Annotated in this window: 24 protein-coding genes and 1 pseudogene; 13 read left to right on the top strand and 12 right to left on the bottom strand. The window is 63.5% G+C overall.

The genetic code is table 11. The features are described from left to right. Positions 1 to 125 precede the first annotated feature (125 nt). Positions 126 to 1,157 carry an HTH-type transcriptional regulator GntR gene (gene gntR, locus NKH99_RS25745; protein WP_353016316.1) on the bottom strand — a complete coding sequence of 344 codons (1,032 nt, stop codon included), beginning with the start codon at positions 1,155 to 1,157 and terminating at the stop codon, positions 126 to 128. 169 nt (positions 1,158 to 1,326) lie between these two features. Next, positions 1,327 to 2,559 (bottom strand): MFS transporter, encoded by a 1,233-nt coding sequence (locus NKH99_RS25740; protein WP_353016313.1) that lies wholly within the window; start codon positions 2,557 to 2,559, stop codon positions 1,327 to 1,329. 175 nt (positions 2,560 to 2,734) lie between these two features. Here NKH99_RS25740 and NKH99_RS25735 point away from each other — a divergent pair, with 175 nt between their 5' ends. The 5 genes from NKH99_RS25735 (at position 2,735) to NKH99_RS25715 (ending at position 6,490) form a co-directional block, all read left to right on the top strand. Continuing rightward, positions 2,735 to 3,022, top strand: coding sequence for a DUF3175 domain-containing protein (locus NKH99_RS25735; protein ID WP_352473504.1), 288 nt, complete (start codon positions 2,735 to 2,737; stop codon positions 3,020 to 3,022). Between the two features lie 119 nt (positions 3,023 to 3,141). Then, positions 3,142 to 4,053, top strand: coding sequence for a myo-inosose-2 dehydratase (gene iolE, locus NKH99_RS25730; RefSeq protein ID WP_353016310.1), 912 nt, complete (start codon positions 3,142 to 3,144; stop codon positions 4,051 to 4,053). Positions 4,054 to 4,253: 200 nt separating this feature from the next. After that, positions 4,254 to 4,460: a LacI family DNA-binding transcriptional regulator gene (locus NKH99_RS25725; RefSeq protein WP_352453276.1), complete on the top strand. Its 207-nt coding sequence runs from the start codon at positions 4,254 to 4,256 to the stop codon at positions 4,458 to 4,460. A gap of 4 nt (positions 4,461 to 4,464) precedes the next feature. Next, positions 4,465 to 5,931: a rhizopine catabolism transcriptional regulator MocR gene (gene mocR, locus NKH99_RS25720; protein ID WP_352740684.1), complete on the top strand. Its 1,467-nt coding sequence runs from the start codon at positions 4,465 to 4,467 to the stop codon at positions 5,929 to 5,931. 193 nt (positions 5,932 to 6,124) lie between these two features. Further along, positions 6,125 to 6,490, top strand: coding sequence for a GFA family protein (locus tag NKH99_RS25715; protein ID WP_352465253.1), 366 nt, complete (start codon positions 6,125 to 6,127; stop codon positions 6,488 to 6,490). Positions 6,491 to 6,521: 31 nt separating this feature from the next. Here the strand turns inward: NKH99_RS25715 and NKH99_RS25710 are convergent, their stop codons facing one another. Then, entirely contained in the window at positions 6,522 to 6,965 is a 444-nt protein-coding gene (locus tag NKH99_RS25710) for an SRPBCC family protein (RefSeq protein ID WP_352465254.1), read from the bottom strand. A 169-nt stretch (positions 6,966 to 7,134) separates the two neighbouring features. Next, positions 7,135 to 8,379 (bottom strand): DegT/DnrJ/EryC1/StrS family aminotransferase, encoded by a 1,245-nt coding sequence (locus NKH99_RS25705; protein ID WP_353016307.1) that lies wholly within the window; start codon positions 8,377 to 8,379, stop codon positions 7,135 to 7,137. Between the two features lie 362 nt (positions 8,380 to 8,741). Here NKH99_RS25705 and NKH99_RS25700 point away from each other — a divergent pair, with 362 nt between their 5' ends. The 5 genes from NKH99_RS25700 to NKH99_RS25680 all read left to right on the top strand — a co-directional run bounded on the left by NKH99_RS25700 (position 8,742) and on the right by NKH99_RS25680 (position 13,986). Next, the gene (locus NKH99_RS25700) at positions 8,742 to 9,716 is read left to right on the top strand and encodes a polysaccharide deacetylase family protein (RefSeq protein WP_352503164.1); all 975 of its coding nucleotides are present in this window, start codon (positions 8,742 to 8,744) and stop codon (positions 9,714 to 9,716) included. Positions 9,717 to 9,783: 67 nt separating this feature from the next. After that, positions 9,784 to 10,752, top strand: coding sequence for a rhizopine catabolism ABC transporter substrate-binding protein (locus tag NKH99_RS25695; RefSeq protein ID WP_023675817.1), 969 nt, complete (start codon positions 9,784 to 9,786; stop codon positions 10,750 to 10,752). A 146-nt stretch (positions 10,753 to 10,898) separates the two neighbouring features. Beyond that, entirely contained in the window at positions 10,899 to 12,014 is a 1,116-nt protein-coding gene (locus tag NKH99_RS25690; protein ID WP_352456268.1) for an ABC transporter permease, read from the top strand. A gap of 32 nt (positions 12,015 to 12,046) precedes the next feature. After that, positions 12,047 to 12,859 carry an ATP-binding cassette domain-containing protein gene (locus NKH99_RS25685; RefSeq protein WP_023675815.1) on the top strand — a complete coding sequence of 271 codons (813 nt, stop codon included), beginning with the start codon at positions 12,047 to 12,049 and terminating at the stop codon, positions 12,857 to 12,859. Between the two features lie 32 nt (positions 12,860 to 12,891). Further along, entirely contained in the window at positions 12,892 to 13,986 is a 1,095-nt protein-coding gene (locus tag NKH99_RS25680; protein ID WP_352542455.1) for a Gfo/Idh/MocA family protein, read from the top strand. A gap of 12 nt (positions 13,987 to 13,998) precedes the next feature. Here the strand turns inward: NKH99_RS25680 and NKH99_RS25675 are convergent, their stop codons facing one another. The 7 genes and pseudogenes from NKH99_RS25675 to NKH99_RS25645 all read right to left on the bottom strand — a co-directional run bounded on the left by NKH99_RS25675 (position 13,999) and on the right by NKH99_RS25645 (position 19,988). Further along, positions 13,999 to 14,583 (bottom strand): ChbG/HpnK family deacetylase, encoded by a 585-nt coding sequence (locus NKH99_RS25675; protein ID WP_353016347.1) that lies wholly within the window; start codon positions 14,581 to 14,583, stop codon positions 13,999 to 14,001. Further along, positions 14,576 to 14,869: pseudogene (locus NKH99_RS25670) on the bottom strand (ChbG/HpnK family deacetylase); the annotation flags it as partial. The pseudogene NKH99_RS25670 and the gene NKH99_RS25675, both read right to left, overlap by 8 nt. Positions 14,870 to 14,899: 30 nt before the next feature. Further along, the gene (locus NKH99_RS25665; RefSeq protein ID WP_352542457.1) at positions 14,900 to 15,751 is read right to left on the bottom strand and encodes an ATP-binding cassette domain-containing protein; all 852 of its coding nucleotides are present in this window, start codon (positions 15,749 to 15,751) and stop codon (positions 14,900 to 14,902) included. Continuing rightward, positions 15,748 to 16,857 carry an ABC transporter permease gene (locus tag NKH99_RS25660; RefSeq protein ID WP_353016304.1) on the bottom strand — a complete coding sequence of 370 codons (1,110 nt, stop codon included), beginning with the start codon at positions 16,855 to 16,857 and terminating at the stop codon, positions 15,748 to 15,750. Before NKH99_RS25660 ends, NKH99_RS25665 begins: the two co-directional genes overlap by 4 nt. Positions 16,858 to 16,982: 125 nt before the next feature. Then, on the bottom strand, positions 16,983 to 17,975 hold the full coding sequence (locus tag NKH99_RS25655; RefSeq protein ID WP_352542459.1) for a substrate-binding domain-containing protein: 993 nt from the start codon (positions 17,973 to 17,975) through the stop codon (positions 16,983 to 16,985). 207 nt (positions 17,976 to 18,182) lie between these two features. Beyond that, positions 18,183 to 18,956: a FadR/GntR family transcriptional regulator gene (locus NKH99_RS25650; RefSeq protein WP_352850458.1), complete on the bottom strand. Its 774-nt coding sequence runs from the start codon at positions 18,954 to 18,956 to the stop codon at positions 18,183 to 18,185. Positions 18,957 to 18,986: 30 nt separating this feature from the next. After that, positions 18,987 to 19,988 (bottom strand): LysR family transcriptional regulator, encoded by a 1,002-nt coding sequence (locus NKH99_RS25645; protein ID WP_352475060.1) that lies wholly within the window; start codon positions 19,986 to 19,988, stop codon positions 18,987 to 18,989. Between the two features lie 110 nt (positions 19,989 to 20,098). On the opposite strand from NKH99_RS25645, the gene NKH99_RS25640 reads away from it, so the two are divergent. The 3 genes from NKH99_RS25640 (at position 20,099) to NKH99_RS25630 (ending at position 22,219) form a co-directional block, all read left to right on the top strand. Then, entirely contained in the window at positions 20,099 to 20,713 is a 615-nt protein-coding gene (locus NKH99_RS25640; RefSeq protein ID WP_352542919.1) for a nitroreductase family protein, read from the top strand. Then, on the top strand, positions 20,710 to 21,567 hold the full coding sequence (locus NKH99_RS25635) for an EamA family transporter (RefSeq protein WP_353016300.1): 858 nt from the start codon (positions 20,710 to 20,712) through the stop codon (positions 21,565 to 21,567). Before NKH99_RS25640 ends, NKH99_RS25635 begins: the two co-directional genes overlap by 4 nt. 163 nt (positions 21,568 to 21,730) lie before the next feature. After that, positions 21,731 to 22,219, top strand: coding sequence for a nucleoside deaminase (locus NKH99_RS25630; RefSeq protein ID WP_023675810.1), 489 nt, complete (start codon positions 21,731 to 21,733; stop codon positions 22,217 to 22,219). 167 nt (positions 22,220 to 22,386) lie between these two features. Here NKH99_RS25630 and NKH99_RS25625 read toward each other — a convergent pair whose 3' ends face one another. After that, positions 22,387 to 22,878, bottom strand: coding sequence for a GNAT family N-acetyltransferase (locus NKH99_RS25625; protein WP_353016297.1), 492 nt, complete (start codon positions 22,876 to 22,878; stop codon positions 22,387 to 22,389). Positions 22,879 to 23,137 lie beyond the last annotated feature (259 nt).

The following is a 23,137-nucleotide window of genomic DNA, read 5'->3' as shown; positions in this document are numbered from 1 at the left end:
AACAAGCATGAGCTGTCGCTTATGTATAATAAACAGCCCCCCATCTTCTGAGCGAAGTACCGCCCGGCGATAACTGGTAGCGCTACCATGACGTAGTGTAAAGCGCCATTGCGTTGAAGCGCGCTTCAGCGCGCCGTGCTTTCACGCCGCTTAAGTTCGAAGCCGAGGTCGACGACCCGCTGTTCCGGCCTGTTGCCCTCGATCGCCGCAAGCGCCATGGCGACCGCCCGCCGGCCGATCTCGTAACGATAGGTCCGAACGCTGGTGACCGACGGAAACGCCACCTCCATCATGTCGAGATCGTTGAAGCCGACGATGCCGATCGTCTTCGGCACGGCGATCGAAGCGCGATGGCATTCGAACAGCACCCCGAGGGCGATATCGTCATTGTTGCAGAACACCCCATCGAGGCTCGGCACCTTGGCCAGCGCGTCGCGGAACAATTCGCGACCGAGGGTGACGCTGGAGGGCACCGGCGTCGTGGTGGTGAGCCTCGGATCGAACAGGCCGGCCGCCTCCATCGCCGCGCGATAGCCGGCCAAGCGCCGCTGCGAACGCGGATCCATGCGCGCGCCGATGAAGCCTATCCGGCGATAGCCTGCCTCGATCAGATGTTCCGCAGCCGCCCTGCCGCCCTCGAAATGTGAGAAACCAACCATCATGTCGACCGGATCGGGCCCGGTTTCCATCACCTGCACCACCGGACAGCCCGCCGTTTCCAGCAGTTTTCGCGAGGCCGGCGTCTGGTCGATGCCGGCCACGATCAGCGCCGCCGGGCGTTGCGGGCCAAACACCTGCAGCAGCCGCTCTTCCTCGAGGCCGGAATAGTGGGTGTTGCCAAGCTGGATCCGGAAAGGGCCGTCCGACAGGCTGTCGTAGATGCCGCGCACCACTTCGGCAAAGACGTTGTTGGTAAGCGACGGCACCAGAACGCCAAAGACCTCGGCGCGCGCCGAAGCCAGCGCCCGCGCATTCGGGTCGGGCACATAGCCGAGCTCGTTCACGGCCGACTCGATCTGGCGGCGCAGATCTTCCGAGACACGCCCCGGCTCGCGCAGGGCGCGCGATACGGTAATGGCGCCGACGCCGGCCTTGCGGGCGACATCGGCGATGGTCGGGCGGCCGCCGCCGCGGCGCGTGCGCGGCTTGATCACCATACTGGTCCCGAGGCCGGGCAACCGCCCAGACGCGACCGTGAGACGATGTTCAGGGTCTTTGCCACTGCTGCCTTGCCAACCTGGCCCGTTGCCACACCTTGTCTGGCGTCGCGCAGCCTTCGGCTATTGTCAAGCGACGGCGGAGAGACTGTATCCGTACCGCTGTGCTTCAGGCCGCCACAGCAGCGCTGCGCCGGGCCTTCCACAGCAGCAGCACCATGGCCAAAATATTCAGAAGGTTCCAGGCAATGCCGTTGAGGAACGCGGCGGCATAGGAGCCGGTCAGATCGTAAATCCAGCCCGACATCCAGCCGCCGATCGCCATGCCGAAGATGGTCGCCATCATGACGATGCCGACGCGCTGGCCAGCCTCCTTGGCTGGCATATATTCGCGCACGATGATCGCATAACAGGGCACGATGCCGCCTTGGGACAGGCCGAAAACCAGCGAGACGACATAAAGCGAGGCAAGCCCGTCGAACGGGATATAGAACAACAGCGACAGGCATTGCAGCACCGAGCCGATCAGCAGGGTTTTCACACCGCCGATGCGATCGGCAAGGAAACCCGAGCCAAGCCGGCTGACGACGCCCGCCGCCAGCATGATCGACAGCATATCGGCGCCGTGCGCCACGCCGTAGCCGAGATCCATGCAATAGGCGACGATATGGACTTGCGGCATCGACATCGCCACGCAGCAGCCGAGCCCGGCCACGATGAGCAGCGCCTGCAAGGCCGCCGGCGACAGGGAGATCGGCTGGACCACGCGGCTGCCCGGCGATCCCGGAGCCGCCTGGGGCGGTGCGCCGCGCCGGAGCAGCAGGATCAGCGGCACCATGGTGACCAGGCAGACGGCGCCGATCGCGGCATAGGTGAAGCGCCAGCCTTGCGCCTGCATGACATAGGGCATCGCCGTCGGCCAGATCGCTCCGGCGAGATAGTTGCCGGATGCGGCAGCCGTCACCGCGACGCCGCGGCGCCGGTTGAACCAGTGCGAGACGTCGGCGATCAGCGGCCCGAAGATCGCCGACGAGCCAACGCCGATCAACAGGCCCTGGACGAGGGTGAACTGCAGGATCGAACTGGTCAGCGACGCCAGCAGGAAGCCGGCGCCAAGTGTAATCGCGGCAATCAGCGCCGGGATCCAATACCCCATACGGTCGATGGCGCGGCCGAACAGCACATTACCGGCGGCAAAGCCGACCATGGTCGCGGTGTAGGGCATCGAGGCAGCGGCGCGGTCGACGCCGAATTCTGCCTGCACGGCAGGCAGCACCACGACCACCGCCCACATGCCGACCCCGCCGATCGTTGCCAGCAGCATCGAGATGCCCAGCCGTATCCAGGCATAGGCACTGTCGATGCCGGAACTTCCTGCCTGGCTTGAGACGATTGGGGTCAAGAGCGTTTCCTGTCCGCAGTTCTTGAATCGGCGGTTCTGACCACTATCGGCGCATTCGCATCGCCGAGCAGCGCCACGACAGGCAAATCCGTGGCTCCAGGGATCCGGGCCGAAGTGGAACAGGGGTGCGCCATAAGGCGTTTTCCCGGCAACGACCTAGTGGAAGGAGTTTGCCATGACCGCGCAACGGAAATGGTCCGCCGACGTCACCGGGCATAGCGACGCGCTGGACCTCGAGGAACACATCTTCGAATCCCACGATCCCAAGAAGATCGCCGCCTCGTTGAAGCGCTCGGCCGAGCACAGCGACCGGCGCAAGGCAGGGCCGTTTCAATCCGCCATGTCGATGCTGAATTTCTACATCAACCGCGCCGGCAAGAACCTGCCGGCGGCGCAGAAGAAAGTGCTGGAGGACGCAAAGGACGAACTGCGCGCCCTTTTTGGCCGCCCAAAGGAAGACTAGAATCGGTCACCATTAATTGGTTCTGCCAGATTCGGCTGAACTGGACCTAGTGACAGGGCCTCTTTGTCGCCAGTTTGCAGGCTCGGCTTGTATTCCCAAGCCCGCAAAAGCCTGGCGTCATGACGGTCAAGATCGGCATCAATCCCATCACCTGGAGCAATGACGACGTTCCGGCGCTTGGCGGGGATACGTCCTTGGACACCTGCCTGTCGGAAACCGCGCTGGCCGGCTACCGCGGCGCCGAACTCGGCGGCAAATTTCCGCGCCAGGCTGAAGTGCTTGGGCCGCTCCTGTCTTCCTATGGCCTGGAACTCGTCTCCGGCTGGTATGATGGCCGCATTCTCGACCGCACGGTCGACGAGGAATTCGCGGCGATCACCCCACATCTTCAGCTGTTGCGCGACCTTGGCGCCAGGATCGTCGTCTACGCCGACACCTCGCGCGGTCGCCATGACGGCATTTTCGCACCGATCTCCGAGCGTCCGCGCCTCGCCGACAGGGACTGGCCGTCCTATGGCGAGAAACTGACCGCCCTCGCCGACCGCATGGCCGCATTCGGGGTCGGCATGGCCTTCCACCACCACATGGGCACCATCGTCGAGACGGACGATGAAGTCGACAGGCTGATGGCGGCGACGGGCCGAAGCGTAGGCCTTTTGTTCGATACCGGCCACTGCCTGTTTTCGGGCGGCGACCCGCAATCGCTGCTGCAACGGCATCTCGACCGTATCGTGCATTTCCATTGCAAGGATGTTCGCAGGGCGATGCTGAAACGGGCACGCCGCGAGGACATGAGCTTCATGGCGGCGGTAATGGACGGCATTTTTACCGTGCCCGGCGACGGCTCGGTCGATTTCCTGTCATTGCTGAAGCCCCTCGCCGCGCGCGGCTATGAAGGTTGGCTCGTTGTCGAGGCCGAGCAGGATCCGGCCAAGGCGCATCCGCTGACCTATGCCAGCAAGGGCTATTTCTCGCTGCTCGCCACCGCCCGCGAGGCCGGCTTCGAAGTGGCGACGCGGCAGGCAAACTGACCGGCCCGCATTTGCGAGCCGGGGGACACGATGAGCGCGCGCCGCGATGGGGTTAGCGACGCGAAAGCGCCCGGCGATCCGCGCCGCCTTGCTCCCTGCGCGGCGCGGATCGCAGAATCCCGGCTCTGGATTGCAAACCCCGACTTTCAAGCTTGAGGCCGACCGGAAGCCGTGCCTTGATGCAACCGAGGAGGAGCGATATGGCTTTCGAAGCTGCGCTTGGCATGGAACGGCTTTGCACCATCCGCGAGATTGCCGAGAAGGCGGAACTTGGCGCCGCCACCGTGCATCGCGCGCTGAAGAACAGCCGCGAGATCCGTCCCGAAACCAGGCGGCTGGTGCTCGACACCGTCTGCCGGCTCAACGAGGAAAAGATCGCCCGCGCCGCCCGGTTCGTCGGGGGATAGTGCCTTGCCCGACCACATGCGCCTTTCCCTCGACATCATGTCGGTCGACCGCGCTTCGGAAGAACCGATGCATCGTCAGATCTACGGCGCCTTGCGACGCTTCATTCTTGACGGCCAGATCCCGCAGAACACGCTGCTGCCGTCGACGCGCTCGCTGGCCGAAGATCTGAAGGTCGGGCGCAACACGGTCATCGCCGCCTATGACCAGCTCCTTGCCGAAGGTTTTATCGAGGCGCGTGCCGGATCGGGCACCTGGGTGGCGCCGATCCAGCAGAACCGCCCCTTGGCATCCCTGCGCGCCGGACTGGCAGCGCCGCAAAAGCTGTCGCGGCGCGGTCAGACCATCGTCAACGGCCCGCAACCGCCGCGTAATGCCGGCGTCATCAATTTCCATCCCGGCGTGCCTGAAACGGCATCGTTTCCGTTCACCATCTGGTCAAGCCTTCTGGTGCGCAATGCACGCAGCCGCGACGATAGTCTGCTTGGTTATCTCTCCTTTGCCGGTCACCCCGGCCTGCGCCAGGCCATTGCCTCGACCATCGGCCTGTCGCGCGGCATCAGTTGCACCGCCGACCAGGTGATCATCGTCACCGGTGCGCAGGCAGCGCTCGATCTGGTCTCGCGCGTGCTGATGGACGAAGGCGACCATGTCTGGATGGAAGAGCCCGGCTATCTCGGCGCCAAAAGCGCCTTTCTCGCCAGCGGCGCCAAGCTGGCACCGTTGAAGGTCGACCGGCGCGGCTGGCATCTTGCCGATCCGGAGCTGCCGCCGCCGCGGCTAATCTATGTGACGCCATCCTGCCAATGGCCGTTCGGCACCATCATGCGCATCGAGGAGCGGCTGCAACTGCTCGACATCGCCGAACGCAACGGCGCCTGGATCGTCGAGGATGACTATGACGGCGAATACCGGTTCCGCGGCCGGCCGGTGCCGGCGCTGCGCGGGCTCGACCATGCCGACCGCGTCGTCTATATCGGCAGCTTCGGCAAGACGCTGATTCCGGCGCTGCGCATCGGTTATCTGATCGTGCCGCGCGAATTGTCGGTTCCGTTCGACCGGGCGGTGAGCATCACCGGCCAGTTCGCGCCGCTGATCCTGCAGGCAACGGTCAACGACTTCATCATGCAGGGCTATTTCGCCACGCACCTCAAGCGCATGCGCCGGCTCTACGCGCGCCGGCAGGCGAACTTCGTCAAGCTGTGCCAGGAGCATCTGGCCGAATGGCTGATCGTCACGGAAAACGATTCCGGCATGCAGCTGCTGGCGAGCTTCGTCAGGCCCTATAAGGACAGCGACGTGGTCGCCGCCGCCCTCAAGGAGGGGCTCGACGTTCAGGGCATCTCCATCAACTATCATTCCACTGAGCCCGAGCACGGCCTGCTGCTCGGCTATGCGGCGATGGACGAACGTCAGATCCTGCGCGCCGTTCTGGCGTTGCGCGCCGCGTTCCTAAGATTGGATAGAAGCTAGAGCCAGGCTCTCCATCTCGTTCACCGCGGGGTTGAGTCGGTCGCCCGCAGTGATTAGGAATATAGGGCGTCGGTCCTTGTTTTCGGCGTTCGCGCAAAGCGCGCTTCCCAAGGCCGAACCTCCCCGAAAACCAGAAGCATGCCCACCGCCGGTATTGGCGGGCAACGCATTCATCTGAACCATGAGGATTGCCATGAGAACCGCATCCTGTGCCTGCGGGCAACTGAGGATCTCCTGTAACGGAGAGCCGCAGCTGGTCGCACAGTGCCACTGCCTCGACTGCCAGAAACGGACCGGCAGCACATACGGCGTCGCCGCCTTCTTTGCGCGCGACAAGGTAGAAGCCGAAGGCGACGCCAGTACCTACAGGCGATCAGCTCGGAGCGGCCACCATGTCACTTTCCATTTCTGCCCGGGCTGCGGCTCGAGCGTCTTCTGGGAGCCCGAGCGAAAGCCTGAATGGATCGCCGTCGCGGTCGGCTGCTTCGCCGATCCCGCCTTTCCGGCCCCGGCGCATGTTGGGTGGGAAGACCGGCGTCATCCCTGGGTTTCCGGTTAGCGACGCCAACCCGCCAGCGCAGCGCTTTACCTTACTGGTTGATCTCGGGTTCAACGAGCTTCGCCAGATTTCGCAGCGACTCCTGCCAGCCGAGATAGCAGGCCTCAACCGGGATGGCGTCTGGGATACCTGCCTGCGTGATATTCACTTCGGTGCCGACCGACACTTTCTTCAATGTCACGGTCACCTCGATCTCGCCGGCCAGGTTGGGGTCGTCGAACCGGTCGGTGTAACGCAGTCGCTCATTGGGCACGAGCTCGACATATTCGCCGCCGAACGAGTGGCTGTCGCCGGTGGTGAAGTTGCGGAAGGACATTTTGAACGCACCGCCGACTTTCGCCTCGAAGTGATGAACCGTGCAGGTGAAGCCGTTCGGCGGAAGCCATTTCGCAAGTGCATCCGCTTCAAGGAACGCGCGGTAGACTTTCTCCGAGCTGGTTGTCAGAACGCGGTGCAGCCGTACGGTGCCGGGCATATCGTTAATCCTCCGTGTTGGTGATCGATGCCCCCTAGGACGAGCGGAGCCCGGCCTATCCGACACGGGCCTGCGGATTTTTTGGCGGCCGGTTATGCCGGCCGGAATCCTCGGCCGGCCACCGGGCAAGGAACTCGACCGCAGGGTAGCAAACCGCGCCGGATCTGGTCTAGTTCACACTGTCGAACTTCTGCAGATCAACCGGTGCCGCCTTGCGCAATTCGATATCATCGAGCGAAGCATTCTCCAGCGCCACCCGCGCCGCCGCGTCGATGTTGTGGATCATGTCCTGAATGTCGGTATCGCTGTGCGCCGGGTTCATGGCGACCATCACGGTGCGGTTGAGGATGTCGAGAGAGCGCTTGCCGAGGGCGTCGGAATAATCCAGCCGCAGGCCCTGGTTCTCGGGCAGTGCGTAAGGATTGAGCGCCGGATGATGCGCGCCTTCATGCATCAGCACCTGGTCCCACTGGGTGAAATTGTGACGGCCGGTCTTGCCGGCAACGACGCTCGGAATGGTCTTCGAAAAAGTCTGCGCCGCCTGCTCGCTCGGCAGCAGGTACATCACCTGTGCGGCACAATCGTCGTCCGCGCTGTTCATCGGCGACGGCGTCAGCCCAAGATTGCTAAGGTGGCGGGTACCGGCCAGCACCGTCTTCTTCTCGACCCGCATCGCCTCGATGATGCCGTCCAGCCGGTCGAGTTGGACGTTGAGCATCGCCCCCATCAGTTCGGAAGCACGCGCGCCGATGCCGGCGAAGGGTTTGATGCTGTCGCTTCTGCCCTGCCAGTAGAAATGGCAAGGGTCGATGGCGCAGCGCGCCCGCTCCGCCACTTTCGGGTCGCTGGTGGCGATACCGCCGCCCTCGCCCGAGGTCATGTTCTTGAAGTAGTTGAAGGAATAGGCGCCGGCATGGCCGATCGAGCCGAGCTTGCGGCCCTCATAGCCGCCGCCGATGCCTTGGCAGACATCCTCCAGCACCAGCAAGCCGCGCTTGGCAGCAATGTCCATGATCGCATTCATGTTGCAGGCCGCGCCCCACATATGCACCGGGATGACCGCCCTGGTGCGCGGCCCGATGGCATCGCGCAGGGCGATGGGATCGATGGTCAGGCTCTCGTCGATGTCGACGATGACGGGAATGGCCCCGACCGACAGCACCGCGGTCGCTGTCGCCATATAGGTGTGCGCCGGCACCAGCACTTCGTCCCCCGGGCCGATGCCGAGGCCGATCAGGCCGGCGGCGAGCCCATAGGTGCCGCTGGCGGCCAGCGCGAAATGCTCGACGCCAAGATGCTGCGCATAGCGGGCCTCGAAGCGGTCGCATTCGCTGTCCTTGCCGTAACGAAACAGCGCGCCCGAGCGGATCACCCTGGCAATGGCTTCGATTTCCTCTTCGCCGGCGGTGTACATGACAGGCCTCCAGTCACTTGATAATGTGGGTCACTTGATAATGTGGTCGCTTGATGGTGTGGACAGCTGTAGGCTTGTCGGCACGGTTTGAAAGAACCACTCCGCCGCTATTCGACCAAGCCATCTGCGCCCGGAAGACGGTTCCTATGACTGGTTTTGAACCGTGATTGGGGAAATCGGCAGCTAAGTGTCTCAGCCGGCAGGCAAATCGTACCCATCCGAATTCGCCAAAGTGGCCCTGTCGGAAAGGCAGGTTTCGGCGTTCCATTCCGGCCAGTTGGGCAAACGGTTGGTTCCATGAAATACGGGACACACTTTGGAAGACCCTGGAAACCGGCGTGCCGGCGGAAAGGCGGCCGTTCGTGAACGCCGCCGGCTCCAGCAAACGGATCGTACTCCACGAGGACGATGTCGGCATGTGCCACGGCGCCAACAGCGCCTTCCTCGAATTGAGCGGGCTGGGTGTCTGCAGTTCCGGCGCGGTGATGGTGCCGTGCCCGTGGTTCCTCGAAATGGCCGAAAGCGCCGCCGCCAACCCTGGCCTCGACCTCGGCGTCCACCTTACGCTGAACAGCGAGAAGCAGCACTACAAATGGCGGCCGTTGACCGCGCCGTCGCGGGCGGCCGGCTTGACCGACGAGTTCGGCTTCTTGTGGCCGGATGTGGCGACCACGCGCCGCAAGGCGGTGCCGCAGGCGGTCGAGGCCGAGCTTCGCGCCCAGATCGACACCGCCTATCGCGCCGGCATCGACGTCACCCATCTCGACGCGCATATGGGAGCGGCATTGTCGCCGGAATTCTGCAACATCTACATCAAGCTCGGGCTCGAATATCAACTGCCCGTGCTGCTGACCAAGACGCTGTCCGCCTATTCCCCCAACGACAATCTGGTCGGCGTCACCGAGGAGGCGTTCCAGCGCGGCGTGGCGCTGGCCCGCGCTGGCGGCTTTGCCATTTTCGACGCCGCCATCCAGACGACCTGGGGCCGGCCGCGTTCCAGGCCGATCGAGCCGGCTTACAAGGCGCTCATCGAGGGTGTGCGCGAGGGCCTGACCTTCTTTTGCCTGCATTGCAACGCGCCCGGTGAACTCGAGCTGATCGAGCCGCGCTCCGCCTATATTCGCACCGAAGAGTACGAGCTGTTCCGAGACCAGGGCTTTCGCGACTGGCTCGCCGCACAGCCGATCGACGTCATCGGCATGAAGCCGTTGCGCGAGGAGCTTCGCGCAGCGCTCTCGGCCGGGCGATCATCAACAACAGCCCGCGGCAACAACGCGGGCGAACAGCGATCGGCGTCGGCAAAGGCCCGCAAAGCGGCCACCCGATCCGCAACGTGAGCCGATCGTCGTGGCCGGAAAACGGCGCCAGAGGGATTGGAACTGCAACGACAAATGGGAGAATAGGATGAAAACTCTTCTGAAAGTGGCATTGGGCGCCTTCGTTTCGGCGGGCCTGATGACAGGTATCGCGCATGCCGCGGGCCTGAAGGATCCGAAGGACGTCCGCATCACCTTCGTAGTGCATGGGTCGGCGTCCGATCCGTATTGGTCGGTGGTCAAGCGCGGCGTCGATGACGCGGCCGCCCTTACCGGCGCCAAGGTCGAATATTACGCGCCGCAGGTCTTCGACGTGGTCGAGCAGGCCCGGCTTCTCGACGCCGCCATCGCCACCAAGCCGGATGGTATCGCCGTCTCCATCGCCGACGCCAATGCGCTCGGCAAATCGGTCAAATCCGGGCTTGCCGCCAATATTCCGATGGTGGTTCTGGATTCCGGTGAAAAGGAAGGCGCCGAGCTCGGCACGACGCTCTATGTCGGCACCGTTTCCGAATATGATTCCGGCAAGAAGGCCGGCGAGCGGCTGGCCAAGGAAGGCACGCTCAAGGTCGTCTGCATCAACCACGAGGTCGGCAATGTCAGCCTCGACCAGCGCTGCCAGGGCCTCAATGACGGGCTGAAGCCCTCCGGCGGCGGCACCGAGGTTCTGGCAGTGGCGCCGGATCCGGCCGACATCCAGCGCCGCACCGAGGCCTATCTGTCGGCGCATCCCGACACGCAGGCCGTCTTTGCGCTTGGCGCCACCGCCGCCAACCCGCTGATCCCGATGTTCCGCGACAAGGAACTGTTCGGCAAGCTCAAGCTCTACACATTCGACATCAGCCCGGAGGTCCTCGATTCTGTCGTGGCCGGCGAAATGGGCTTCGGCATGGACGCCCAGCAATATCTGATGGGCTATCTGCCGGTGATCTATCTGGTCGAGCAAGCGACGCACGGCTTTTGGCCGCAGAACAACGCCTATACCGGACCGCTGTTCATCGACTCGCCGGAAAAAGCCAAGGCGATCCTGGCGCTCGCCAAAGAGGGCATCCGCTAAGCAAGCGCTTCGACGGAACGGGAGAATGCCAAGCGCACTCCCGATCCGTTCGAAGATTGCGAATTGAGCGATTGGAGAGCCTAATGGCGGTCGTGGAAGACAAGGCTATATCTCCGGGCGAACTGAAGGCGACCGACCGCTTCGGCATGACGTCGAAGCGGGCTGCCGGCGCCGACGAACGGCTGGCCAGCACCGGCAAGCTGACCCAGTGGCTGCGCCGGCCGGAAGCCGGTGCTGCCGGCGGATTGCTTGCGACGATCATCATCTTTGCGCTGCTGCCGGGCGCGGCAAACCTCTATTCGCTGCAGGGATCGATGACATTCCTGACGCTGTCGGCGGAGCTCGGCATCGTCGCCACCGCGGCAGCACTCCTCATCATCGCCGGCGAGTTCGACCTTTCGGTCGGCTCCATGGTCGGCTTTGCCGGTGTCGTCATCGGGCTGACGGTGAAGTACTGGGGCCTGCCGCTATGGGGTGGCATCGCCTGTGCCTTCGCCGTTGCCATCCTCACCGGCTATCTCAACGGCCTGATCGTGGTGAAGACGCGCCTGCCCTCCTTCATCGTCACGCTCGCCACGCTCTATATCCTGCGCGGATTGTCGATCGGCATCACCCGCGCCGTCACCGGCCGCACCCAGATCCCCTACATACTCGAAGGCGCACCGGATCCGGCGACGGCCGGCATTTTCAACGGCCATCTGCTCACCGGCCTGTTCCACTGGATGGGCGCGCAAGGCTGGATCGCCACCCGCAGCGACGGCATTCCCTTCGTCGCCGGCATTCCGATGTCGATCGTCTGGTGGCTCGGCCTGACGGCGCTGGCCGGCTACGTGCTCACCCAGACGAAATACGGCAACTGGATCTTCGCCACCGGCGGCGATCTGATCGCAGCCCGCAACGTCGGCGTGCCGGTCGATCGCGTCAAAATCAGCCTGTTCGTCTACACCGCCTGCGCGGCGACGCTGCTTGCCACCATCCAGGTGATGGAGGCGGGCTCCGCCGACACCACGCGCGGCCTGCTCAAGGAATTCGAGGCGATCATCGCCGCCGTCATCGGCGGCGTGCTGCTCACCGGCGGCTACGGCACCGTCTATGGCGTGCTGTTCGGCGCGCTGATCTTCGGGCTGGTGCAGATGGGCATCTTCTACACCGGCATCGACACCGACTGGTTCAAGGTCTTCCTCGGCATCGTCATCCTGATGGCCGTGCTGGTCAACAACTACATCAGGCTGAAGGCGCTCGGCCGCGGAGGTGGCAAATGACCGAGCCGGCCCAAATGACCGAACCGGCCCAAATGACCGAACCGGCAATGGAACTGCGCGGCGTCAGCGTTAATTTCGGCTCGGTGCGCGCCCTCCAGGACATCGACATCAAGGTCTATCCGGGCGAGGTCCACTGCCTGCTCGGCGACAACGGCGCCGGCAAGTCGACGCTGATCAAGGTCCTGTCCGGCGTCTATCGGCCGAGCAAGGGCGAAATCCTGGTCGACGGCAAGCCGGTCACCTTCCGCAGCCCGCGCGACGCGCAGGAGCTCGGCGTGGCAACGGTGTTCCAGGACCTCGGCATGATCTCGCTAATGTCGATCACCCGCAACTTCTTCCTCGGCCGCGAGCCGACCAAAAGCAGCCTGCCCTTCTCACGCATCGACAAGGAGCGCGCCAACACCATCGCCAGGCAGGCGATGGCCGATATCGGCATTGACGTGCGCGATCCGACGCAGGCCGTCGGCACGCTGTCGGGCGGCGAGCGCCAGTCGGTGGCGATCGCCCGCGCCGTGCATTTTGGTGCGCGCGTGCTGATCCTCGACGAGCCGACTTCCGCACTCGGCGTCCACCAGGCGGCGATGGTGCTGAAATTCATCATCGAAGCACGCATGCGGGGTTTGGCCGTCATCTTCATCAGCCACAACATCCACCACGCCTATCCGGTCGGCGACACCTTCACCCTGCTCAACCGCGGCCGCAATCGCGGCACCTATGCCAAATCGGAAATCTCGCGCGACGAGGTCATCTCGATCATGTCGGGCGGCGAGGATCTGAAAGCGGTCGAGGCGGAGATTGCCGGCCTGCTCGCCCAGATCGGCAACCGGCCGCCTGCGGCGCCTTGAGCTGACAATCGGACATTGCGGGGAATGATCCAATGAGCAGGATACGCGTCGGGGTCGTCGGCGCCGGCATGATCTCGCAGGTCGAGCACATCCCCAATCTGCTGCGCCTCGGTGAATTGTTCGAGCTGGTCGGCGTCGCCGATCCCTCGAGGATTTCGCGGCAGTTCGTCACCGACACCCATGGCATTGCCAATTTCGAAACAATCGACCAGCTCTTCGACCAACACCTCGACGCGGTGGTGATCGGCTCGCCGGACCCGCTGCATCACGAACAAGTGCTGGCGGCGCTGGCGCGCGGCCTGCACGTCTTTTGCGAAAAACCACTCTGCTATCCGCTGGCGGAAATCGCCGGGATCATCGCCGCGCGCGATGCCGCCAGGAAAATCGTTCAGGTCGGCTATATGAAGCGCTTTGATCCGAATTACCGGCTGGCGCTCGCTTCGCTGCCTGGAACATCGAGCACGCTGCGCGCGGTCTCGGTGGAGGTAAACGATCCCGACGCCTGGCCGTTCATTGCCCATCAGCCCTACAGGCGCGGTACCGATATCCCACAAGACATGGTCGCCACTGTCGCCGCAAAGCAGAAGCGCCAGGTCGAAGAGGCCGTCGGCGTGCATCTGACCGATCTCGCTTTCCGTGGATTTACCGGCGCTTACAGCTCGGCCTTGATTCACGATGTCAACGCCGTCCATGGTCTGCTCGATGCGCTCGGCGTGCCGGACGGCGAGGTCGTCGGCGCGCAGATCTTTGCCAATGGCGACGGCGGCCACGGCGCCGTCAAGTTGCTGGACGGGCAGGCGCTGTGGACCATGACGCATCTCACCGTGCCCAAGCTCGCCGACTACAAGGAGCGGATCACGCTGTTCTTCGACGATGCCAGCCTCGAGCTCGAATTCCCCTCGCCCTGGCTCAACCATCATCCGACCCGGCTGACGGTGACGACCTCGGACGGTCACACGCTGTCGAAGAAAGATTTGCGGGCCGGTTACGCCGAAGCCTTCGTCGAGGAGATGCGTGGCTTCTGGGCGGCGATCGTCAATGGCGATGCCGTCGTCAACCCGCCCGAACACGCCGCCCGCGACCAGGCGCTGCTGATCGGGCTGACCCGGCGGCATCTGGCCTCATAAGATCGTCGGCTTTCAGATCTTGGCGGCGCGCAGTTCATCACGCATGCCGCGCATGCCGATCACTTCGATGTCGAACTCGCTGATCCACGCCTTGACGCGCGCCGTCTTGAACAACGCGTATTCCTCGGTCCGCAGATGGGCATCCGGAGGATTGATCGCCTCGAAATCGCCTACCGTGTTGAAATGCAGCGACAGGAAACTCAACCCCTCCGGGATTCTGGCAAACATCGCGTGGTAGGCCGTCTGCGCATCCGTCTTGCGCGCCCAGGGCGTTTCCAGAACGATGTCGAACACCGGTTCGCCTGCCGCTTGCGCCGTTACGATTTCGGCATCGTAGCGGGCAATGTCCAGCTCACCGGCATAGCTCGCCGGGTTGTAGCCCGACAGGTCCTTCACCAGCAGCGCCGGCAGCCGGTATTCCCGGCCGAGCTTGCGATAGATGGCGATGAATTCCGGCATCTGCGCCGTGCCCATGTGAGCGTCGAGATGGGTGATGTCGATGCCGGCAGCGATGGCGCATTCGATCTGCGCACGCAGTTCCGCTTCCACCGCATCGGGATGGGCTTTGCGCGCCTGCGGTACGGTCGTGCCAGAAATAGCCGAACTCGTCAGTCATCGCAGCCGATTTGGGCGGGTTGGTCAGCGGACGCCAGCGATACGGCTTCTGCTCGCTGGTCAGCGTCAAGTGCACGCCGAGGTCGAAATCGGGATTGGCGACGGCGATCTGAGCGGCTTCCGGGAACCACGGGCATGGCGCCATCACCGAACCGGAACTGCATGTGCCGAACTTCGACAGTTCGAAAAACGCGACATTTGCGCCATGGCTCATGCCGACGTCGTCCTCGTGGATGACGACACGCTTCCTTGCGGTCTTTACGGTCATTTCCTGCTCCTGAACTGCTGCATTGTCATCTCACCCGACACGGGCAACGAGGTCGGTCAATTCGTCGAGCTCGATCTCGTCACGCCGGAACCGGCCCGCCACGCGCCCCTGCGCCAGAACCACCAGATCGTCGGCCACCGAGAGCGCGTGACGGAAATTGTGGGTGATCAGGATGACCGCCTGGCCCTGCTCGCGTGCCCTGAGAATGTGCTCGAGCACCCGGCCTGCCTGACGCACGGCCAGAGCCGACGTAGGCTCATCCAGCACAAGCAGCGACGATCCGAAGAACATGGCTCTTGCGATTGCCAGGGACTGGCGTTCGCCGCCGGAAATGTTGACGCCGCGTTCGTCGAGACCGCGTTCCCAGCGCACCCCGAGCTGATGCAGCGCCGAGCGCGCCATGTCGTCGGCGCGTTTCATGTCGAGCCATTTGAACGGCCCGAAACCTTTCAGCGGTTCGCGGCCGAGCACGACATTGCGTGTGACCGACAGCAATTCGCAGACGGCAAGGTCCTGGAACACCGTGGCAATGCCGCGTTCGCGCGCCTGAGCCGGGTTGGCGAAAGCCACCTTCTCGCCGTTGAAGCGCAATTCTCCCCTGTCCGGCGGGAAGACGCCGGACAGGATCTTGATCAAGGTCGATTTGCCGGCGCCGTTGTCGCCGAGCAGCGCCAGGATGCGTCCGGCATAGGCGCTTAGCGACACGTCGACCAGCGCGGTGGTGGCGCCGAACCCTTTCGACAGGTTGACAGCCTCGATCACCGGCACCGCGCCGGCAGCGACCGGCTCGACCGGAGGGCGGCGAAGGGTCAGGTCGTCGGAGCCGCTGCCGGCCGGCAGCCGGGCCCCGCGCTGGGCATCCAGGCCAGACGGCTCGCTCATCGCGTCTTCTCCTTCGCCGCCGTTGCGGCGTTGCCGGCAATCGCCGCGTCGGCAGCACTGCTGTCGCGCTTGAAGCCGCCCATCGGCCTGGATTTGGCGATTCGGCGCGCCACCGAGGTATTGAGGATGACCGCGCCGACCACAATGACGCCGGTGAGCGTGCGGAAGAAATGGCCGGGAGCGCCTGCCAGCACCAGGCCGACCTGGATCATGCCGAAGGTGACGGCTCCGAGAATGGTGCCGATGACGCTGCCGTAGCCGCCGGCCAGCAGCGTCCCGCCGATAACTGTAACGGCTACCGCCTGCAGTTCGATGCCCTCGCCGCGCAACGCGTCGACGGAGGAAAAGCGGGCAACCTGGATGACGCCGGCGATGGCTGCCAGCGCGGATGTGATCATGAACAGGATGACGGTGACGCGGTCCACCGGTACGCCGAGATTGCGCGCCGCCTGTTCGTTCTGGCCACGTGCCTGGATCCAGTTGCCGAACCTGGTGCGCGCCAGCAGGAAGGTGCCTGCCAGCCCGATTGCCAGGAACCACAGCATCGACATACGAAAGCCGGCAAGCAGCGGACCCGCCATTATGGCCTTGAATCCAGGCGGAATGGCGACCGTCATCGGAAAGCCGCCGGTCAGCGCGATCAGTATGCCGCGCCAGATCAGCATGGTGCCGAGCGTCACGACGAAGGAATGGATGCGGAACCTGACCACGATCATGCCGTTGGCCCAGCCAAGCGCGGCTCCGACGGCCACCGCGACCGGCGCGGCGACGATCGGTGGCAGGCCGAAGTCGCGCATCAGCACCACGCAGACGAACGAGGTGAGTCCGAGCACCGCGCCCACCGACAAGTCGAAGTGACCGCCGATCATCAGCAGCGTGACGCCGACGCTGACGATACCGAGTTCGGCCGCGACGGCCATGATGCTGATGTAGGACAGCCTGGTGGGGAAAAGCTGCGGGCTGAGCGCGGTGAAGACCAGGAACAGGATGACGACGGCCGCGATCGACGTCGCCTCCGGCCGCAGCATCAGCCGTCTCAGCGCCTCGCCGGCGACCACACGGGAGGAAGGCTTGTTGGCCGCATTCGGCCCGGGCTGTTCGTTCATGCCGTCACCCCGATACAAGAGTGGCCACGAAGATGGCGAACGGGCGGCTTGGCCGCCCGTCCTGGACGCGTGCTAGGTTTTTGCTGTCGTCCAAAAACCACTGATGGACTTTTGGGCGGCGTGCATCAGCGATAGCCCTCCTTCACCAATGCCGAGACGCGCTCCACATTGTCCTTGTCGACGACCGTCGGACCGGTCAGGAAGTAATTACCTTCGATCAGGCCGTATTTCAGGTAGTGGGTCAGGAGCAGCACAGGCATGTAGCCGCGCCAGAACTGCTGCTGGTCGATGGTGAACGCCTGCCGGCCATCCTTTATCGCATCGAGCGATTGCGCGACGATGTCGTAGCCGGTGAGCACCAGGTCGTCCCGGCCGCTATCTGCCTTGGCGGAGAGGAAACCATCGATCACGTCGCATGTGCTCGTGGCCGCGGCCGTATCGGGGTGCACGCGCAGGTAATTTGACAGCGCTTCCGCCTGCTGGCCCGGATCCATGGTCAGTTCGAGGAAGTCGGCCTCGATGCCGGCCTTCTTGAGCTCATCGATCTGCGACGTCGCCCTGAGCTGGCAGCTCGCGTCGCCCGGCTGTTGATTGGCGACCACGACGCGGCCCTTGACGCCCATCGAGACCAGTCGCTGCGCCGTCAACTTGCCCGCCGCCGCTTCATCAGATCCGGTGCGGAACAGGAAGAAATCGTTGGGATCGCGCACTTGCGAGCCGGACGGCGGCGCGGCGGCGCTGCCGAAGGCAATGCCGGCTTCCTTGGCGCGCGCGGCGACATCGGCATAGGACGAATCCTCGGCGAAGGCGCAGATGGCGATGCCGTTGGCCTGGGCGGCGATCGCCTCCTCGATCTTCTGCACCTGGTTTGGAATGGTAAGCTGATCCGGGAAAATATAGGTGACCTTCACGCCGAGGTTTTTGCCGGCCTCCTCGGCGCCGCGTGCCAGATAGCCATGAAAGCCCGTCGGTGCGGCACAGCCGACAAAATAGATCGAGATATCCTTGTCCTGCGCCATGGCCGCTGCGCCGAAGACCGGCAGCAAGGCCACCGCCGAAATGGCGACAACCCGGCTGACGTGGAAGCCAATTTTCGATAGCCCATTTTTCATGCTCATGCCGATTTCCCCTATGCTTGTTGTTAAGGTCGACCCAAGCGACTTGCGCATCTGGAAGCTAATCGGCAGCCGGTTCGTCAAACAGACCCATTTCGTATCGATTGACGGGAACCATTCGTGCCGAAACCTCGCCGGCAAACATTGGTCAAGCGCGCACCATCGGCGGCCGCACCGACACAATCCGACTGTTTGAATGTGTGGCGGCGGCTACCTGGACTTGATGACGCTGTCGGTATTGGCCAGCAGCTTGCGCACCGCATTGCGCGCCGCGTCCGGCCGCTGCAGGCGGATGCTCTTCTCGATTGCCTCATGCAGCCTCTGCGCATGCTGCAAATCGTCGAGTTCCCGCGTGGTATAAGCGAACAGATGATCGAATGCCGATTCGATCAGCACGCCGAGCGGCACCAGCAGATCGTTGCCCGAGGCGCGCAGGATGGCGAGATGAAAACGCGTGTCGGCGCGCGTCCGCTCCTGCAGGTTGGTCGCCTCGCCCATCTCGCGGCAGGCCTGGCTGATCTCGGCCATCTGCTCGTCGGTGCGTCGCATGGCGGCAAAGGCGCTGGCCTCCGGCTCGATGATGTGGCGGAATTCCTGCACGGTCCTGAGGAACACCTCGCGGTCCGGCGAGGTCGCGTACCAGGCCAGCACGTCGCGATCGAGCAGGTTCCAGCGTTCCTTAGGCTCGACCCAGCTGCCGATTTTGGGACGTGACGACAGCAGGCTCTTCGCCATCAGCATTTTGATGGCTTCGCGCACCGCCGAGCGGCTGACGTCGAAAGTCTCGGACCATTTGGCTTCGTTGGGCAGGATGGTTCCCGGCGGATAATCGCCGCGCACGATCCTCAGCCCGATTTCGTTGGCCAGCGAGGCATGCACGCTCGACCCCGGTATGCGCGCCGCATCGACCCGGCGAATACCGCTCGTGCGTTCGGCGAACGCCTCGGCCGCTGTCTTTCCCTTATTCGGCTTCGCGTCCTGCATAGCTCCACAAAGTCCGGATTTGGAGGCGTGTCAAGGAGATGAAATCGCCGGCAATATCCTAGCTTGATTTTCCGCATCCGTCCCCTCGCCGACACCGCGCTTTGCCGGGCGTTCACGCCGGGGAGGCACGAACGGCTTCTCTTTGTCCCGGCTGAATTCCTCGATCAGGAAATCAAGGAAGACGCGGATTTTCGGGGCAAGATGCTGGCGTGCCGGATAGACCGCGTAGAGCGTGGTTTCAACCTTGTCCCAGTCATCCAGAGCCGATTGCAGCCGGCCTGCTTTCAGGTCGCTCTCGACATAGGGATAGGGGATCAGGCTGACGCCGAAGCCGGCACGCAGCGCATCGCGCACGGCAAGGCTTGACGAGACCGTATATCGTCCGTCGATGGCGATCCGCTCGGCGCGGCCGTCCTTGCGGAATTCCCATATGTCCGCATGCCCCGAGAGGCTGAACCGGATGCAATTGGCCGCCTTCAAATCGGCAGGCGTCTTGGGCCGGCCATGCTCCTCGAAGTAGGACGGAGCTGCGCAAAGCACGTGCGGCATGACCGCAAGCTTTCTGGCGACCAGGCTGGAATCCTCGAGATTGTCGCTGCCGCGAATGGCAAGGTCAAATCCCTCCCGCACGATATCGACGCGCCTGTCGTCAAGGTGCAGATCGAGCTTCAAATCGGGATAGCGCGATAGAAACGCGGGGATGGCAGCCGAAAGCCGCGTCAACGTGACAGTCATCGGCGCGCTGACCCGCAACGTGCCGCTCGGCGCCGTCTTGATCGGGCCGAGCACCTGGTCGGCCCTGGCCAGCGCATCGAGCCCCTGCGTGACATGCTCCAGGTAGATCCTGCCCTCTTCGGTCAGCGCCATGCGCCGCGTTGTCCGGTTGATGAGCCGCACCCCCAGATGCGCCTCCAGCTCGGCGATGTTCTTGCTGATAGCGGGAGGCGAGAGACCGAGCCGCCGTCCGGCTTCGGCAAAGCTGTTCAGTTCCGCCACCTGGCGGAAAACCTGCAACGCCGTCAGGCGATCCATCGCACCATTCTCTTCCAGTAAATAATGTCTTGCAATTGTTGCATATTATCGCTCCTTGGTAAATTCTCTATCTGCTTCCCGAACGACTTTCTCAGTTTCGGAATGACATGATGACCAACCCCGCAATTTTCCTTATCGAGCGCCGCATGTCGGCCAATCGGTTCGATGCCTCGCACGAATTGACGGATGCCGAGATCGAGGAACTGGCACGTCTCGCAACGCGCGCGCCAAGCGCCTACAACCTTCAGAATTGGCGGTTCATCGCGGTGCGGACGCCGGAAGCAAAGGCACGATTGCGCAGCCTCGCCCATGGCCAGGCCAAGGTGCAGGACGCCGCCGTCACCTTCATAATCTGCGGCGTACTGCCCGACCACGCTGCCCTCAATGCCAGGCTGCGTCCTTTCGTCGAAGCCGGCTTCATGCCGGTGGATATGGCTTCGGGCTGGCGGGAGGGCGCCCGCGCCCAATATGCCGATCCTCTAGCGGCCCGCGACGAAGCGGTGCGCTCGGCAACGCTTGGCGCGGCAACGCTGATCTTCGCGGCCGAAGCGCTGGGGCTGGTCTCCGGTCCGATGGCAGGCTTCGATGCCGACGGCGTGGCGCGCGAGTTTGGCCTTGCGCGGAATGAAGTGCCGGTGATGCTCATCGCGGTCGGCCGCGCCGCGCCCGGAAACTGGCCGCAAAAGCCGCGCCGCCCTCTTGCCGAAGTTCTGGAAATCTTATGAAAACGCACCGTTCCGATCTGCTGCTTACAGCCATCGCACCCGCAATATGGGGCAGCACCTATATCGTCACCACGCAGTTCCTGCCGAACTTCTCGCCGATGACGGTCGCAATGCTGCGAGCCCTGCCCGCCGGATTGCTGCTGCTGGCGATCGTCCGGCAATTGCCGACGGGCATCTGGTGGCTGCGCAGTTTCGTCCTCGGAGCCCTCAACATCTCGATCTTCCTGAGCATGTTGTTTGTCGCCGCCTACCGGCTTCCGGGCGGGGTCGCGGCGACCGTGCTGTCGGTCCAGCCGTTGATTGTGATTTTCCTCGCTGCTGCCCTGCTTGCCAGCCCTGTCCGCCGGTTGGCGATCGTCGCCGCCCTTGTCGGGATCGCCGGTGTCGCGTTGCTGGTGCTGACCCCGAATGCGACGCTCGATGCGGCCGGCGTTGCCGCCGGCCTCGCCGGGGCGGCCTCAATGGCCTTCGGAAGCGTATTGAGCCGCAAGTGGCAGCCGCCAGCATCGCTGCTCGCCTTTACGGCATGGCAACTGACTGCCGGCGGTCTCCTTCTCGTTCCCGTGGTCCTGCTTTTCGAACCACCCATCCCGTTCCCGACCGCGGCCAACCTGCTTGGACTGGTATGGCTCGGCCTGATCGGTGCGGCGCTGACCTATGTCCTCTGGTTCCGGGGCATTGCGCGACTCGAATCTTCGGTGGTGTCATCGCTGCTTTTCCTCAGCCCGGTGACCGCCGTGCTGCTCGGATGGGTAATCCTGGATCAGACGCTGACCTTGCCTCAAATCGCCGGCGTCGTTTTCGTCATCGGCAGCATCTGGCTGGCTCAACGCCCCAGTCGCAACGAGGCATGATGCATGTCGCGCACAAGTGTGCAGCGGTTTTGCGATAACGACATGCATCAAAACAAGAACCGAAAGCGCGTCGCATGAGGCCGGTCGAACGCGCGCGTTTTAGGCCGCCGACTTGTGTCGGCGGATTGTTCGGCACTATGGTCAAGCGGCGGAGGGTCTGCCGATGCCACAACGCCCTTATGATGAGCGCCTGCTCCGACAGGCGTTCGAAGTCGCACGCAAGGCCCGCGATGCCGGCGAGCATCCCTTTGGTTCGCTGCTCGCCGACAAAGACGGCAATGTGTTGCGCGAGCAGCCCAACGCTTACAAAGCCCACGGGGGCGACCGCACCGCTCATGCCGAAAGGCTGCTGGCCTCGTGGGCGGCGATGAATGTCAGTCTCGAAAAGCTGGCCTCCTGCACCCTTTACACGTCGGCCGAACCTTGCGCGATGTGCTCCGGCACAATCTATTGGGCGGGCATCGGACGGGTCGTCTTTGGGCAGAGCGAACATGACCTCAAGCGGCTGACGGGTGCACATGTCGAGAATCCCACGCTCGACCTGCCCTGCAGGATCGTCTTCGAAGCCGGGCAGCGTCCGACTGAAGTCGTCGGCCCGCTGCTTGCCGATGAAGCGGCGCAACTCCAGGCCGAATTCTGGAAGGACAAGTAGGGTCAGGACTCGTTGATTCAGAGGCAGAAGCGACTGCCGAGGTGGACTACGACCTAGCGTCCGGACCCACAAGGGAGATGGCGTTGGCAGCGGTTTTCGTGATTCACGGTCTCCAAAGGGAGACCAATGACGAATCGCGATACTGGCTATGCGAGCCCGCCGATCATTCACAACGCCTTCCTCATCCGCAACAGTGGCACGCCCGCTCCGCCTCTGTTGTCGACGACTTCTTCAACCGCCTCAAAGCCGCAGGCCCGATAGAGCGGTTCGCCGGCCCTCGTTCCCATAAGCTCGACACTTGTGAAGCCCTCGCCGCGGGCAGCGTCCTCGCACAGCGTGAGGATTAGACGCCCCACGCCTCGGCGGATGAAGCTGGGATGCGTATACATGGCACGCACGCGCGCAGCGTCTTTCGTCGGGTCAAGCAGAGCTGTATCGCGCCCGGGTGAACGGTCGCCGCCGTAGAGGGTTGCGCGCCGACTCCATCCGCCGCAACCGGCCAAGACGCCATTCTGCTCCACAATGAAATATGTTCCATCATCAACGAGTTGCGTATCGAGCCCCATGATTGCTCGGCTCGAAGCGATCTGCTCCTCGGTGAGGAACGGCTTCTGAAGCTCGCCGATGGCTGCATTCATCAGCACAGCCAGCGTCGGCATATCGGCACGTGTCGCCAACCGATGGTCCAGGCTGATCCTCGGCATTCTTCCGCAGGTCCAGTGCAATCCGCTTTGAAGTTAGCACAAGATCGTCATGATGATGGGACAAACCTAAGGCACGGCCGGGGATAGTGTCTCAGTTTGAAATTTAGGCCTTTGCCAAAAGGTCGCGCATGACCTTGCCCCTCTTATCTAATCCGGTTTGAAGTTCGTTCTGGCCCATCGAGAGGACCAGGACATGAAACGTAGCCGCTTCTCT

The organism is Mesorhizobium sp. M0854, from assembly GCF_040319815.1.
GTDB lineage: Bacteria > Pseudomonadota > Alphaproteobacteria > Rhizobiales > Rhizobiaceae > Mesorhizobium.
Note: the sequence above shows the minus strand (reverse complement) of the source record. Positions and strands in the feature narration are given on the sequence as shown.

Bases quoted from the DNA above. Each gene is read 5' to 3' on its own strand.
- gntR (WP_353016316.1), bottom strand. From the start codon at position 1,157: ATGGTGATCAAGCCGCGCACGCGCCGCGGCGGCGGCCGCCCGACCATC.
- NKH99_RS25735 (WP_352473504.1), top strand. From the start codon at position 2,735: ATGACCGCGCAACGGAAATGGTCCGCCGACGTCACCGGGCATAGCGAC.
- iolE (WP_353016310.1), top strand. From the start codon at position 3,142: ATGACGGTCAAGATCGGCATCAATCCCATCACCTGGAGCAATGACGAC.
- NKH99_RS25725 (WP_352453276.1), top strand. From the start codon at position 4,254: ATGGCTTTCGAAGCTGCGCTTGGCATGGAACGGCTTTGCACCATCCGC.
- NKH99_RS25715 (WP_352465253.1), top strand. From the start codon at position 6,125: ATGAGAACCGCATCCTGTGCCTGCGGGCAACTGAGGATCTCCTGTAAC.
- NKH99_RS25710 (WP_352465254.1), bottom strand. From the start codon at position 6,965: ATGCCCGGCACCGTACGGCTGCACCGCGTTCTGACAACCAGCTCGGAG.
- NKH99_RS25705 (WP_353016307.1), bottom strand. From the start codon at position 8,379: ATGTACACCGCCGGCGAAGAGGAAATCGAAGCCATTGCCAGGGTGATC.
- NKH99_RS25695 (WP_023675817.1), top strand. From the start codon at position 9,784: ATGAAAACTCTTCTGAAAGTGGCATTGGGCGCCTTCGTTTCGGCGGGC.
- NKH99_RS25690 (WP_352456268.1), top strand. From the start codon at position 10,899: ATGACGTCGAAGCGGGCTGCCGGCGCCGACGAACGGCTGGCCAGCACC.
- NKH99_RS25685 (WP_023675815.1), top strand. From the start codon at position 12,047: ATGACCGAACCGGCAATGGAACTGCGCGGCGTCAGCGTTAATTTCGGC.
- NKH99_RS25680 (WP_352542455.1), top strand. From the start codon at position 12,892: ATGAGCAGGATACGCGTCGGGGTCGTCGGCGCCGGCATGATCTCGCAG.
- NKH99_RS25665 (WP_352542457.1), bottom strand. From the start codon at position 15,751: ATGAGCGAGCCGTCTGGCCTGGATGCCCAGCGCGGGGCCCGGCTGCCG.
- NKH99_RS25660 (WP_353016304.1), bottom strand. From the start codon at position 16,857: ATGAACGAACAGCCCGGGCCGAATGCGGCCAACAAGCCTTCCTCCCGT.
- NKH99_RS25655 (WP_352542459.1), bottom strand. From the start codon at position 17,975: ATGAGCATGAAAAATGGGCTATCGAAAATTGGCTTCCACGTCAGCCGG.
- NKH99_RS25650 (WP_352850458.1), bottom strand. From the start codon at position 18,956: ATGCAGGACGCGAAGCCGAATAAGGGAAAGACAGCGGCCGAGGCGTTC.
- NKH99_RS25645 (WP_352475060.1), bottom strand. From the start codon at position 19,988: ATGGATCGCCTGACGGCGTTGCAGGTTTTCCGCCAGGTGGCGGAACTG.
- NKH99_RS25640 (WP_352542919.1), top strand. From the start codon at position 20,099: ATGACCAACCCCGCAATTTTCCTTATCGAGCGCCGCATGTCGGCCAAT.
- NKH99_RS25635 (WP_353016300.1), top strand. From the start codon at position 20,710: ATGAAAACGCACCGTTCCGATCTGCTGCTTACAGCCATCGCACCCGCA.
- NKH99_RS25630 (WP_023675810.1), top strand. From the start codon at position 21,731: ATGCCACAACGCCCTTATGATGAGCGCCTGCTCCGACAGGCGTTCGAA.
- NKH99_RS25625 (WP_353016297.1), bottom strand. From the start codon at position 22,878: ATGCCGACGCTGGCTGTGCTGATGAATGCAGCCATCGGCGAGCTTCAG.